This window comes from Microbacterium sp. Z10_103 (assembly GCF_058310455.1).
In genome coordinates this window covers 2830431-2844343 of record NZ_JBZEGK010000001.1, presented here as the reverse complement: position 1 = coordinate 2844343, position 13913 = coordinate 2830431, and the positions used below count along the sequence as shown (strand labels likewise).

Genomic DNA, 13913 nt, shown 5'->3' with positions numbered 1-13913 from the left:
TCTGCAGGGCGTCGGGCACTCGACTCGGCCGCGCCCCGATCGACTTCGAAGGAGAAATCGACGTGCACACCTTCAGCCGCCCGCGGACGGCCACGCTCTCGGTCGAGCGCGTTGCCGTCTCCGGCACCTGTCCGAACTGCGGCAGCGCCGACCTGAGCCGCTACCGCGTCTTGAGCGAAGGTGGCTGGTGGGATGCGGTGAAGTGCCAGGACTGCCTCCACTCCGTGGAGCGCACCCAGGCGCCCCCGCTCGGCAGCTTCGTGCCGCTGGGGACGACCGTCGAGGGCCTGTCGGGAGGAACGCGATGATCGGGGTCGACGTCGGCGGCACGTTCACCGACGTGGTGTCCATTCGCGACGGCCGCGTGGAGGTCACCAAGGTCCCGAGCGGCCGCACCGACCCGGCCGCGTCGGTCATCGAAGGCGCCCGGCGCCTCGGCGTCGACCAGAGCGCGGTGTTCAATCACGCCAGCACGATGGGGCTGAACGCGGTGCTCGAGCGCCGTCTGCCGAAGGTGGGGCTGCTCACGACCGACGGATTCCGTGACGTGCTCGACCGCGGCTCGGTGCACCGGCCCCTCGACGCGCAGACCGACCCGTCGTGGCGCCGCACGTTCGGCGACGCGGCGCGGCCGCTCATTCCGCGGTACCTCCGCCGCGGGGTGGTCGAGCGGATGACCGCGCAGGGCGATGTGCTGCTCGAGCTCGACGAGGCGCAGGCGCGGCACGAGCTGGAGATCCTGGCCCGGTGCGAGGTCGAGGGCGTGGCCATCTGCCTGATCAACGCGTACGTGAATCCTGCCCACGAGGAACGCCTCCGGGAACTCACCCGTGAGGTGCTCGGCGACGACATCGAGGTGTCGATCTCCTCGGCCACCTCGCCGCTCGCCAAGGAGTACGAGCGATCCTCCACCACGGTGGTGGACGTCATTATGAAGCTGCTCTTCGGCGGCTACGCCACACGCCTGAACGCGGACCTGTCCGGCCTCGGATTCGGTGGCCAGCTGAACTTCGCCGACTGCGCGGCCAACCTCCTGCCCTGGGAGGAGGCGCTGCAGCGACCCTTCCGCATCCTGTTCGCCGGCCCCGCGGCGGGCACGGTCTCCAGCGGCCACCTCGGTCGGGCGATCGGCCGGTCGAACATCCTGTGCGCCGACGTGGGCGGCACCTCCACAGACGTGTCGATCATCATCAACGACAAGCCGTTCGTCCAGAACACCTTCGAGATCGAGCACGACCTCATCATCAACGCGCTATCGACCGAGGTCTCGAGCGTCGGTGCGGGCGGCGGCAGCCTCGTGACCATCTCGTCGGCCGGCGGCATGCTCGTCGGTCCGGGCAGCGCGGGGGCCGAGCCCGGACCCGCGTGCTACGGCCGCGGCGGCACGCAACCGACGGTGACGGACGCCGCGTTGCTCATCGGCATCCTCGACCCCGACGGGTTCGCCGGGGGCGAGCTCACGCTCGACTCCGCCGCCGCACGCCGCGCCTTCGATGCGCTGGACACGCCGATCCCGTTCGCCGAGCGCGTCAGCACGGCGTACCGGCTCGCCGTGGCACACATGGCCGAGGAGATCCTCAACGTGGCCGTCCGCCACGGCGTGGACGTGCGCGACTTCTCGCTCATGGCGTACGGCGCCGCGGGCGGGATGCTGCTGCCCGCGGCCCTGGACCTCCTGCCGCTCCGCGAAGTCGTGATCCCGCCGCATCCGGGGCTGTTCTCCGCCCTCGGGCTGCTCTCCGCCGACCAGGTGTTCCACGAATCGGAGAGCGCGTACGTCGTCTTCTCGCCCGACTCGGCCGATCAGATCGCCGCGGTGTACGACGCGATGGAGGCCCGGCTGCGCGACCGCCTCGGCGATGCGGCCGAGGGGCTGCCGGTGCGCCGGAGCTTCGACGGGCGCCTCGTCGGGCAGAGCTGGGAGACCCCGTTCGTCGGGATCCCCGACGAACCCATCACCGCGGAGTCGATCCTCGACGTGGTCGCCGGCTTCCACGACACGTACGAATCCCGCAACGGCAACCGCTTCGACGGGTTCCCCGTGGAGGGGGTGACCTACCGCGTGGAGATCGTCGTCCCGGCCGAGAAGGTCGAGTACACGCCCGCTGCCGCACGCGAGTCGTTCCCAGCGACACCGGAGGGCACGGTGACCCTCGAGTACCTCACCGAGCAGCCCATCCAGGCCGAGTGGTACCGACGCGAAGCTCTCGAGGTGGGGGCGACCGTCACCGGACCCGCCGTCATCCGAGAGGAGCTCAGCACCACCTTCCTCATGCCGGGCCAGACGGCGGTCATCGGCCGCTGCAGAGAGATCGTCATCACCTCGGGGAGGACCGCGTGAGCACCATCGACACCGCACCGCAGAGGCGCACGCTCCTCCGCGACCTCGACGTCGCCGCGTTCCGCGACCGCTACGACTGCGACCGCTACACCGCCACGGTGCTCGGCAACCGCTTCGACTACCTCGTGGAGCACATGAGTGCGCGCCTGCTGACCGGCGCCTTCTCGCCGGTGCTCCGCGACTTCTACGACCTCGCGTGCACGATCGCCGGCCCGCCCGAGCTCGACTATCCGGTCCCCGCCGCCAGCAACGGCATCGTGCTGATGGCCGGCACGACGATCGACGCCGTGCCGAACATGGTCGGAGAGTTCGGTGTCGGCCGGCTGCGGCCGGGCGACGTGCTCATCGCCAACGACCCGTACCGCACGGGCAACCACAACAACGACCTGGTCTTCACGCGCCCCGTCTTCCGCGAGGGCCGCATCGTCGCGTTCGTGACGCTCAATGCGCATCAGCTCGACATGGGCGGCACCGTCCCCGGCGGGTTCAGCGCGACCAAACAGAACGTCTTCGAGAACGGTCTCGTCCTGTCGCCTCGGCTGCTGGTGAGCGAGGGCGTCAATGTGCCCGAGAACTGGAGCGTCATCTTCGACAACGTGCGCATGGCCGAGGTGCTCTACCCCGACATGCTGACGGTGTGCTCGAGCCTGGAGCTCGGCGAGACGCTCGTGAACGAGTCCATCGACCGCTACGGACTGCCGGCGTTCCACGGCGCCATGCGGTACGCGACCGACGTCGCCGCCGAGCGGATGGCCGTCGGGATGGCGGAGCTTCCCGACGGCGACTGGGAGGCCGAGCACGGGGTGGACTGCGATGGCATCGACGACACCGAGTCGTACCCCGTGCACGTGGCCATCCGCAAGCGCGGCGACCGCATCGAGGTCGACCTGTCGGGCACGCACCGCCAGGCGCGCACGTCGATCAACGCCACCGTGTGGGAGGTCAAGACCGCCATCGGGGTCGCCCTGAAGTACAACTTCGATCCCCGCGGCCGCTTCAACTCCGGCCTGTTCCGCAACATCGACATCGTCATCCCCGAGGGCAGTGTCGTCTCGGCACTGCCTCCGGATGGCGCGGTGTTCCTGTACTTCGAACAGAGCCAGGTCATCCTGGCCACCGCGCTCATGGCGCTGGAGAAGGCCATGGGTGATCGGGCCATCGCCGGCGATCGAGGGGGGACGAACCTGCACACGGCGTTCGGCGCCTGGCCGGACGGAAACCCGTGGGTGTCGGCCATGCAGTGCGGGGGCGAGATCGGGCCCTTCGGCGCGAACCGGCACGGCGACGCCGACACGCAGTGCATGTCGTACCTCGCCAACGGCGTCGCGCCATCGGTCGAGGCCGTGGAGAAGGACAGCCCCGTCGTCATGCTCCGCCACGAGCCGGTGCCCGACACGGCGGGGCCGGGCTACCACCGGGGCGGCAACGCGATGCTCCGCGACACCCTCTGGCTCACGGATGCCGCGCACTCCATCATCGAGCTGCGGCACAAGTCGGTCACCGGCTTCGGCGTGTATGGCGGCGGTCACGGCGTCAACGGCGGCGTGTGGATCTATCCGCCGACCGGCGAAGGAGCCCGCAACGTTCCCGCCACGGGCCCCGACTCCTTCCGCGACGGCACGCCCTGGGCAGGTGTGCTGGACCCGGAGAGCCACGCGCCCTCCCGGCACGGCCAGTACCACTACCCGTTCTCGTCGGCCAATGTCAGCACGGCGAACTCCGTGCTCCGGTACATCACCAACGGGGCCGGCGGGTGGGGCGACCCACTGGAGCGCGATCCCGACCGGGTGCGCGTCGACGTCCGCGACGAGTACGTCACCATCGACGGCGCCGCCCGCCTCTACGGCGTCGTGGTGACCGGCGATCCCGCCGAAGACCCCGAGGGTGTTGCCGTGGATGAGGCGGCGACGGCCGCCCTCCGGGCGCGCATGCGGGCAGCATCCCGATCGTGATCGAATTTATATATACCCGTTGAAACCTCCTGTGTAGGATTGCCCCACTGTCCGACAATGCGGTCGGACCATGACAACGAAGTCAGGGAGACAGTCACATGCGCAGAGGAATCAAGAGCGCTCTGGGAATCGGCACGGTCTTATCCATCGTCGCGCTCGCAGGGTGCGCGGGAGGCGGCGGAGAGACCGAGCCGGGCGGTCCCGAGGGATCCGGCGACGTCGAGCTCACCTACATGGACGAGGAAGGCAACTGTGCCGCCGGCCCCGCGGACGGCGTCGAGTTCGAGGCCGCTCAGGAGTACATCGCGTCGTTCGGCGAGCCGGTGGAAGAGCTGCTCTTCACCGAACCGCTGCCCGAGCCGGTGAGCCCCGACACCACGGTCGCGTTCCTCAACAATGACACCGCCGTCGCCGGCATCATGTACTCGTTCATGGAGCAGGCGGCCGCGGGTGCGGGTGTCGAACTCATCAACGTCAGCACCGGCACCGACGCGCAGAGCATCAACTCCGCCCTCAACTCCGTCGTGGAGATGAACCCCGACGTCGTCATCGCCGTCGCCAACGACGCCGTCTTCTGGCAGGACCAGCTCCAGGCCCTGATGGACAACGACGTCGCCATCGTCTACGCCTCGCAGCCGAACGCGGAGGAGTTCGGTCTGAACGACAGCCTCGGCGGTTACAACGTCTCCCTGGTCAACGGCAAGGTTCTCGCCGACGCTGCGGTCGCCTTCACATGCGGCACGGGCAGCGAGTTCGTCTTCTACAACATCCCCGAGCTGGGCTTCTCGCAGATCCAGCTCGAGGCGACGCAGGAAGAACTCGCGACGATCTGCCCCGACTGCAACCTGCGCGTCGTCGACATCTCCATCGCCGACCCGAGCCCGGCGGACAAGATCGTCAGCGACCTGCAGACGCACCCCGAGACGCAGTTCTTCGTGACGCCCGCCGACCAGTTCCAGGTCGGGCTCGCGGAGAAGGCCGGCCTCGCGGGCCTGGAGAACGCGTATGGCATCGGACAGTCTTCGCTGCCGCCGAACATGCAGCAGATCGCGGACGGGCTGCAGACCGCCGGGTTCGGCGTCGACCTGAACATCTTCATGTGGATGCTGCTGGATGAAGGCTTCCGCAAGATGCAGGGCGTGTTCACCGAGTACGAGGACTGGGAGGCCGTCGGCCGCTCCGTCTCGCGCGTGATCACCCCGGCGAACGCGGAGGACTACCTGCAGGGCTTCGTCGCCTTCCCGGGTATGGAAGAGGAATTCACGACCCTGTGGGGCGTGACCAAGTAACCCGATCCGAGGGGGCGTCGCGGATCCCGCGGCGCCCCCTCGCTCATCTGTGAGAAAGGCATGAGCATGCCGGACATGCCAGCAGGAATGCTCCTGGACTTCGCGGCGCAGCTGCTCGGGGACGAGCACGTCTCGCGCGGCGACGACCTGGACGACTACCTGGACACCTATGCCCTGGGAGACCCCGGGAAGTTCGCGCCGGCCGGGGCGGTGCGCCCCGCCAGCACCGAGGAGGTGCAGGCCATCGTCCGCGAGGCGAACGACCTGGGCGTCGCGCTCTGGCCGTTCGGCCGCGGCAAGAACTTCGGGTACGGCGGGCCCGCACCGCGCGTCTCCGGCAGCGTCACGGTGGACCTCTCCCGCATGAACCGTGTGCTGCACGTCGATGACGAGACCGCGTACGCGATCGTCGAACCCGGGGTGCGGTTCTTCGACCTCTACGACGCACTCCGCGAGCGTGGCTCGCGGCTGTGGGCCTCGGTTCCCGACCTCGGGTGGGGGAGCGTCGTGGGCAACGCCCTGGAGCGCGGCTACGGATACACGGCGCACGGTGACCACCAGCAGTTCATCTGCGGGATGGAGGTCGTGCTGCCGACCGGCGAGATCATCCGCACGGGTATGGGCGCCCTCCCCGGGTCCGAGGCGTGGGCGCTGTACCGCGGAGGCTTCGGCCCGGGCCTGGAGGGCCTGTTCCTCCAGTCCAACCTCGGAATCGTGACGAAGATGGGCGTGTGGCTGATGCCGCGCCCGGAGGAGTTCGCTGCGTGCCGGCTCGCGATCGAGCGCGAGGAGCAGCTTCCGCAGCTCGTGGATGTCATCCGCGAGCTCAAGCTCGACGGAACCATCGACGGCGTCGTCAATGCCGCCAACGCGGTCGGGGTGGCCGCCGGGATGGCTCCGCGCGAGCGGTGGTACGACGGCGACGGGATCGTCCCCGACGACGTCGTGGATGTGATCGCCGGTGACCTCGGGCTCGGCCGCTGGAACATCAAGTGCGCCGTGTACGGGACCCCCGCGATGCTCGATCTCAAGTTGGCGCGGATGCGTGCCGCCATCGAGGACATTCCCGGCGGCAGCGTCGTGGTGAATCGCTACGCGGGTGACACCCCCGCCGCTGACATCCCGCCGCTGGATCACTTCGCCGCCGGCATCCCCGGCATGATCCTCGCCGACGGAGTGCGGTGGCGGGCGAACGGCCCCACCGGCGCGCACATCGGGTTGTGCCCGGTGTCACCCCTCACCGGGACGCACGTGGCCGCGGTCTCCCGCATCATGCGCCAGCACATCGAGGCCGCCGGATTCGACTACATCGGCGGATGGCTCGCCACCGAGCGTCATGCCGTCAACGTGCTCATGATCTTCTTTGACGCGGCCGACGTCGAGGAGTCGCGAAAGGTGGCGCAGGCCTTCGCCGAACTCGTCCCGATGCTCGCAGAGCACGGGTACGGCGAGTACCGCGCGCATCTGGAGTTCATGGACCTCGTCGCCGACCAGTTCTCGTGGAACGACAGCGCGCTGCGGGAGTTCACCCGGACGCTGAAGGATGCCGTGGATCCCCGCGGCATCCTCGCGCCGGGCAAGCAGGGCATCTGGCCCCGCAGCGGCCCGGCGGCCCGCCCGTGATCCGCACGCGGGCCCTCGTCGCCCGGGGCGACGGATCCCGTCCGCGCGTGATCGACGTCGACCTGCGCCCGCCGGGGGAGCGGGAGTTGCTGGTCGAGATCATCGCCGCGGCGGTATGCCGCACCGAGCTGCTCACGATCGATCGCCGGAGTGCCGATCCGGACGCAGCCCCCGGCCCGCCCACGATCCTCGGGCACGCTGCCGTGGGCGTCGTGTCCGCGGTCGGCGGCGACGTGGAGCGGGTGCGTCCGGGACAGCCCGTGATCGTCACCGGCACGCGCCAGTGCGGTCGATGCTTCTTCTGCACCCATGGCGCACCGGGGGCGTGCGACGAGATCTTCCGGTACATGACCCGCGAGATCGGCACCGCCGCGGACGGCGAGGAGATCTTCTCCGACGGCGGGATCGGCACGCACGCCGAGCGCATGGTCTTCCCCGAATCCAACGTGGTGCCCATCCGCGGCGGTGCCGACCCGCGCCACCTCGCGATGCTGGGCTGCGGCATCCCCTCGGGTGCCGGCGCCGTGAGCGAGGTCGCGAAGGTGCGCTCCGGAGAATCCGTGGCGGTCTCCGGATGCGGGCACGTCGGCCTCTGGATGATCCAGGCAGCCCGAGCCGCCGGAGCCGGCACCATCATCGCCATCGACCCCGATCCCGCGCGCCGCGACATCGCGCTCGCCATGGGAGCGACTCGTGTGCTCGACCCCGGTGACGCCGTGGTGCAGCAGGTGCGGGCCCTGACGGAAGGCCGTGGCGTGGACGTCGGACTCGAGGCGGCCGGCACCACCACAGCGATGGAGCAGTCGTTCGAGATGACCCGATACGGCGGACGCGTGGTGCCCACGGGCCTCGAGAGCGAGGTCGCCCGGGTGAGTCTCAACAACCTGCAGTACTCCCTCGGCTCGCGCACCATCACCGGCGCGCAGTGCGGGGGCGGCGACGTTTTGTCGCTCGTGCCGCGGCTGGAGCGGATGCTCGAGGACGGGATCCTCGATGCCCGGTCGATCCTCACGGCCGAGCGCAGCCTGGAGGACGCCGCCGAGGTCTACGACCTGCTCGCCCTCCCCGCCCACCTGACCGGCGTGCTGATGATGCGCGGCGGCGGTCAAGGACGTGCGACCCACTGAGGTTCCGCGGGTAATGCGTGGTGGCGGACGTGGCGGTGCGGGACCGCGGTGTGGTGACGTGAGAAGCAGCAGAGAAGGAGAACGATGTCGACGACGACACGCGAAGCGGTTCCGAGCGCGGACGAGGTCGTCGCGCGGGCGCGATCGCTGAAGGAACTCATCCGCGACCAGCAGGATGCGGCGGAGGAGCGCGGCCACTACACCGAAGCGGTCCACGAGCGCATGATCGAGCTCGGTCTCTACCACCTGCTGACTCCGCGGCGATATGGCGGATATGAGGTGTCGCTGAAGACCTGGCTGCGCACGGTCATGGAGATCTCGTCCGGAGACCCGGGCACCGGGTGGTGCTATTGCCTCGGGCACTCGCACAACATCCAGGCCGCCTCCCTCTTCGGCCAGCGCGTCCAGGATGACCTCTTCGGCACCGCGGCGGGCTACTTCCGTGCGTCCCACAGCCTCGCACCGGCCGGCGTCGCCGTCCCCGTCGAGGGCGGGTACCGGCTCACGGGCGTCTCCCGGTACCAGTCCGGCTCCCCGTACTCGACACATGCGATCGTGCTGGTGCGGGTGGCGGACCCGGCATCCGAGGGGGCAGAGGGGGCTCCGCAGGCCCTGCAGGCCATCATCCCGGCGGAGCAGTTCCGGCTGCTCGACGATTGGGGCGGCGGCCGAGTCCTGGGGATGCGGGCGAGCGGGTCGAACTCCGTCGCGTTCGACGACGTGTTCGTTCCCGCCGACCGGATGGTGCCGCCCACGTGGGCGGGGCAGACCCCGCCGGAGGAGACCGGAGCCGGCGTGCACGGCAACCCGATGTACATCGGCAGCGTGCAGACGTTCCTCGGCGCCGAGCTTGCCGCCGTCATGGTGGGTACCGCCCGGGCCGCGATCGACGAGTGGACGGACCTGTCCCGCACGCGGATGAGTCCCCTTCCGCCATTCGTCCCCCGTGATCACGACCCGGCGAGTCAGCGGATCCTCGGCGAAGCCACGGTCAAGGCGGATGCGGCCGAAGCGATGCTCCTCCAGGTGGCGGAGACGATCGAGCGCTGGTCGGCAGACTTCGCCGCAGGCACGGCGCCGCTCACGCGCGGCATGGACACCCGCCTGAACGGGCTGAGTCTGGAGGCCGGGCGACTGGCGGCTGAGGCGGCCGAGATGCTCGTTCAGTCGGCGGGGTCTTCCGAGGCGCGTCCGGGTCGCCGGATGGAACGCTACTCGCGGGACGTGCAGATGTACCGCACGCACGCGGCCGCGCAGTACGGCGCGTGGATGCAGGGGATCGGTGCCACCGTCCTCGGTGTGCAGGAGTCGGCCTTCGACCTGCCGAAGGTTCCGACCGGAACGGAAGGAAAATGACGATGGCCGGAATGCTCTCCGTGGAAGCACGTCAGGCGGTGCAGGATCTTCTCATCGACCTCAATTGGGCGCTGGACACCGGCGACGTCGAGCGCTTCGCGGGCGTCTTCTCCCCGGACGCCGACTTCGTCGTCGAGTCGGACGACGATCGTCACCGGATCGAAGGACGGGACGGGATGGTCGCCGACTTCCGCGCCCGTCTCGCCTCGTCTGCGGGCGGCTCACAGCACCGGGTGACGAACAGCCTGTTCGTGCCGGGAGCCGATGGGTCCTGCACCGTGTGGTCGTACTGGTCCACCAGCGTGCGCTCGCCGCAGACGGGTGAGGTGGATCTCGCCGCCAGCGGGTGGATCTGCGACCGCCTCGAAGAGGAGGCGGGGAACTGGGCGATCCGGCACCATCACGTGACCATCTGGCGCGACGGGATGACTCACCCGCTCTCGGGCGCCGCCTGCTGCTGATCCGCCGTCTTCCACACCTCGCGGGCCGCGGCGATCACGGCGCGCGTGGCCGGAGACGGCCGCATCCGACGTGACCACGCCAGCGCGACGTGCTCGACGGGGAGTCCGGTCTCCAGAGGGCGCACAGCGAGTGCGCGGCCCTCGTGGCTGACGTCTCCGTACGGGCGGTGGATGTGGATGGTGTAGCCGAGCCCGCGGCCCACGAGCGAGCGCGCCAGCTCGGAGCTCGGGGAGCGGAACGCCACTTTCGGCGACAGGCCGGCGGTGTGGAACATCGATGCCGCGTGGGTGGCTCCCGGTTCGGTATCCAGCATGATCCAGCTCTCATCGACCAGGTCGGCCAGCTCGACCCGCTCGCGGTCGGCGAGGGGATGACCGGCGGGAAGTACCACCTGAACGGGCATGGGGCGCAGTCGGATGAAGTCCAGGTCGACCGGCAGCCGATGGTCGAGGGCGATGGCCACGTCGACCTCCCCGGAGCTGACGCGCGGCCAGAACGACTCCTCGAGCCCGAGCTCCGCGGTGAGGACGAGACCGGGGTGCTTCCTGGAGAGAGCATCGATGATGGGCGGCAGGATCGTCGGTGCCATCTCGTCCGACCCCCCGATCAGCACGGCGCCGGAGACGGGAGCCGCAGAGCCGGTGAAGTCCTGCTCGAGCAGCGCCGCCTCGGCCACCAGCGCGCGGGCACGGTCACGCAGCTCACGCCCGCTCGTGGTGAGGGAGACGCCGTACGCCCGGCGCCGAACGCACAGCCGCACGCCGAGGGAGCGCTCCAGCGTGGTCAGCGCACCCGCCACGGCCGAGGGGGAGGCGTGGAGCAGGGCGGCAGCCTCCGACATCGAGCGGGAATCGGCGATCGCGAGGAAGTACTCGAGCTGTCTGAGCGTGATGTTGCTGGGCACGATGCTCCCGGTCGGTTCCGCGGGGCACATCGCGGCGCAGCCGTCGTGCTTCCTCGCTTTATCGGTGGTCTGATGCATGGTATTCGCCGCGGGCATGTGATGACGTGGTGACGGTGGTTCGACAGCGGATCCGCCGGAGGAGGGCACAGATGACGCGTATCGAGGGAAGAGTCGCCGTCGTGACGGGGGCGGGTTCCGGCATCGGGCGGTCGATCGCGCATCGCCTCGCCGCAGGTGGCGCCGCCGTGGCGGTGGCTGACATCGACGCGGAGCAGGCGGGGCGCGTGGCGGGCGAGATCGGGGGCCGGGGGTATGTGGTGGACGTGAGCGACCCCGGCAGCGTGGCGGCTCTGGCGGCGGGTGTCCGACGAGATCTCGGTGCCGCCGGCATCCTCGTGAACAACGCCGGCGTGGCATCCACCGCGCCGTTGGCGGAGATGACCGAGGCCGACTGGGCGTGGATGCTGGGGGTGAACCTCCTCGGCCCGATCCACGGCGTGGCGGCGTTCCTGTCCGATCTCCGCGCCGAACGGGGGCACGTGCTGAACACCGGATCGATGGCCGGTCTGGCTGCAGACACGGGATCGGGCGGTTACGGCGTGACCAAGTCGGCGCTGACCGCCTACACCGAGGTACTCGCACGCGAGCTCGCCGACGACGGCGTGGGGGTCACGCTCCTGGCACCGGGGCCGGTGCGCACCCGGCTGGGCTCGAGCTCCCGCAATCGCCCCGCCGACTCCCGGGGCGCGCTTCGGGACAAGGACCTCACCGTCGAGGACGGTGGGACCCTGCCCTGGCTGGACCCCGACGAGGTCGCCGAGGTCGCCATCCGTGCGATCGAGGCGAACAGCCTCTATGCGCTCACCCATATCGAGTGGCGCGACATCGTCACCTCGCGGCACCGCGCGATCGAGCAGGCGTTCGACGGCGCGCTCAGCGCTCGGAAAGGGGATGCGTGACCGCTCCCGGCCACCGCTGCAGCCACCGGTAGACGAACCGCCACTCCCCGTCGCGCCGCTCCACGACGTCTTTCGAGTGGCCGGTGGAGTGGAACGACACCTCGCTGTTCTCGCGGTGGCTCGTGAACCAGTACGAGCGCAGGATCCATCGGTCGGGTGACCCCGCCGGGTCGGGGAGATACATCCGGTTGGATTCGCGATGCTGGTGCCCGGCGTAGCCCCCGAAATGGCTGGCCGCGAACTCCCGGATCGAGCCGACCCCGCGCCGCGCATCGATGGACCCGTCCAGCTGCGTCTCCTCGAGAACGGCGTCATCCCAGAACGTGCCCAGATAACGCTCGAGGTCCTGCGTGTCGAGTGCCCACAGGTAGTCCACGTAGAGGTCGTCGATGGCGAACCGGACGTCTGCGGCGGGGCCGGGCGGGCGGGTGGATGTCATGGCGTGCTCCTCGGGACTCTCCGGCGCACTCCATCGGGCCGCCGTCGCCAGACGGTACGCACGTACGCGGTGGGCGATCAAACGGCCTTTTCCGGGCAAGCACCGCGTGAAGCGCGTGGAACTCGGCGCGAGCCCGCCTGATATAGGTATACATCTTGCAACTTTTCTGTATGCTTGGCTCATTGTCGGACAATCCTTCTTCGGACGATGAGGTCGTTGAAAACGAGCCGCGTAGACGCGGCCGTCGGGGAGAGAAAGCGAACACCATGCAAAGACGCATCAAGAACGTCCTGGGATTCACGAGCCTGGTAACGGTGGCGCTTCTCGCCGCCGGGTGCTCCGGGGGTGGCGGCGACGCCGCCGGGGGCGGCGGGGGAGGCGAGTCCGAGGTCGAGCTCACCTACATGGCCGACGACGGAACCTGCGCGACCGACCCCATCGAGGGCATCGACTTCGAGTCAGCGCAGGAATTCATCGCGCCGTTCGAGGAGCCCGCGACGTCCATCCTCGCGACCGAGCCGCTGGAGGAGCCGGTGTCACCCGACACGACGGCCGTGTACCTGAACAACGGCACGCCGGTGGCGGCGATCTTCCAGGAGAGTCTTGCGGCTGCGTCCGCGGCGGCCGGGATCACGTTCGTCAACGTCGACACCGGCTCGGACGCTCAGAGCATCAACTCGGCCATGAACTCGGTCGTGGAGATGCAGCCGGACATCGTCTTCGATCAGTCGGTCGACGCGATCTTCTTCCAGGACCAGCTGAAGCAGCTGCAGGATCAGGGCGCCGTGGTGGTTTACGGCGGTCAGCTCAACGCCGAGGAGTTCGGGCTCGTCGATTCTCTGGGCGGCGTGGGCAGTGTCACGGTCAACAGCGACGTGCTCGCGGCCGGGGCCATCACGCTCACCTGCGGCACCGCGACCGAGTTCGTGGCCTACAGCATCCCGGAGCTTCCCTCCTCGGCGCTGCAGAACGTGCGCATCGCGGAGAAGCTCGAGGAGCTCTGCGCCGAGTGCAACCTGCGTATCGTCGACATCTCCATCGCCGACCCGAGCCCGGCCGACAAGATCGTGTCGGACCTGCAGGCGCACCCCGAGACGCAGTTCTTCATCAGCATGGGTGACCAGTTCCAGATCGGGCTGCAGGACAAGGCGGCCCTCGCCGGCATCGAGAACGCCTACGGACTCGGCCAGTCGTCGCTGCCGCCGAACTTCCAGCAGATCGCCGACGGCCAGCAGGTGGCCGGCTACGCGGTGGACTTCGGCCTGTTCATGTGGCTGCAGGTCGATGAGGGCCTGCGCCGGATGCAGGGCATGGATGTGCCCTACCTCGGCGACTGGGTGAACACCGCCCAGACGCTCTCGCACTTCGTGACCATTCGCAACGCCGAGGAGTCCCTCGGCACCGGGTACGTGGCGTACCCGGGCATGGAGGACGAGTTCAAAGCCCTGTGGGGAAAGTAAT

The 13913-nt window shown here is 69.3% G+C and carries 12 protein-coding genes; 10 read left to right on the top strand and 2 right to left on the bottom strand.

The annotated features are described in order from the left end of the window. Positions 1 to 62 precede the first annotated feature (62 nt). The 8 genes from AC4FS2_RS13805 to AC4FS2_RS13770 all read left to right on the top strand — a co-directional run bounded on the left by AC4FS2_RS13805 (position 63) and on the right by AC4FS2_RS13770 (position 10149). Positions 63 to 308, top strand: a complete 246-nt coding sequence (locus AC4FS2_RS13805) for a hypothetical protein (RefSeq protein ID WP_491156068.1) — start codon at positions 63 to 65, stop codon at positions 306 to 308. After that, positions 305 to 2341, top strand: a complete 2037-nt coding sequence (locus AC4FS2_RS13800) for a hydantoinase/oxoprolinase family protein (RefSeq protein WP_491156070.1) — start codon at positions 305 to 307, stop codon at positions 2339 to 2341. The genes AC4FS2_RS13805 and AC4FS2_RS13800 overlap by 4 nt, the downstream gene beginning before the upstream one ends. Continuing rightward, on the top strand, positions 2338 to 4293 hold the full coding sequence (locus AC4FS2_RS13795) for a hydantoinase B/oxoprolinase family protein (protein ID WP_491177599.1): 1956 nt from the start codon (positions 2338 to 2340) through the stop codon (positions 4291 to 4293). The genes AC4FS2_RS13800 and AC4FS2_RS13795 overlap by 4 nt, the downstream gene beginning before the upstream one ends. Positions 4294 to 4391: 98 nt before the next feature. Then, positions 4392 to 5582, top strand: a complete 1191-nt coding sequence (locus AC4FS2_RS13790) for a sugar ABC transporter substrate-binding protein (protein WP_491156073.1) — start codon at positions 4392 to 4394, stop codon at positions 5580 to 5582. Between the two features lie 75 nt (positions 5583 to 5657). Next, on the top strand, positions 5658 to 7205 hold the full coding sequence (locus AC4FS2_RS13785; RefSeq protein ID WP_491156075.1) for an FAD-binding oxidoreductase: 1548 nt from the start codon (positions 5658 to 5660) through the stop codon (positions 7203 to 7205). 47 nt (positions 7206 to 7252) lie between these two features. Next, positions 7253 to 8332 (top strand): zinc-binding dehydrogenase, encoded by a 1080-nt coding sequence (locus AC4FS2_RS13780; RefSeq protein WP_491156078.1) that lies wholly within the window; start codon positions 7253 to 7255, stop codon positions 8330 to 8332. An 84-nt stretch (positions 8333 to 8416) separates the two neighbouring features. Then, entirely contained in the window at positions 8417 to 9688 is a 1272-nt protein-coding gene (locus AC4FS2_RS13775) for an acyl-CoA dehydrogenase family protein (protein WP_491156080.1), read from the top strand. Positions 9689 to 9690: 2 nt separating this feature from the next. Continuing rightward, positions 9691 to 10149 (top strand): nuclear transport factor 2 family protein, encoded by a 459-nt coding sequence (locus AC4FS2_RS13770; RefSeq protein ID WP_491156082.1) that lies wholly within the window; start codon positions 9691 to 9693, stop codon positions 10147 to 10149. Here AC4FS2_RS13770 and AC4FS2_RS13765 read toward each other — a convergent pair. After that, entirely contained in the window at positions 10119 to 11054 is a 936-nt protein-coding gene (locus tag AC4FS2_RS13765) for a LysR substrate-binding domain-containing protein (protein WP_491156084.1), read from the bottom strand. The genes AC4FS2_RS13770 and AC4FS2_RS13765 overlap by 31 nt on opposite strands. A gap of 149 nt (positions 11055 to 11203) precedes the next feature. Between AC4FS2_RS13765 and AC4FS2_RS13760 the strand changes: the two genes are divergently transcribed. Next, positions 11204 to 12013, top strand: coding sequence for an SDR family oxidoreductase (locus tag AC4FS2_RS13760; protein WP_491156086.1), 810 nt, complete (start codon positions 11204 to 11206; stop codon positions 12011 to 12013). Here AC4FS2_RS13760 and AC4FS2_RS13755 read toward each other — a convergent pair. Then, positions 11988 to 12452, bottom strand: a complete 465-nt coding sequence (locus AC4FS2_RS13755; protein ID WP_491156088.1) for a nuclear transport factor 2 family protein — start codon at positions 12450 to 12452, stop codon at positions 11988 to 11990. The genes AC4FS2_RS13760 and AC4FS2_RS13755 overlap by 26 nt on opposite strands. A gap of 266 nt (positions 12453 to 12718) precedes the next feature. Between AC4FS2_RS13755 and AC4FS2_RS13750 the strand changes: the two genes are divergently transcribed. Next, entirely contained in the window at positions 12719 to 13912 is a 1194-nt protein-coding gene (locus AC4FS2_RS13750; protein WP_491156090.1) for a hypothetical protein, read from the top strand. The last annotated feature ends 1 nt before the right edge of the window (position 13913 follow it).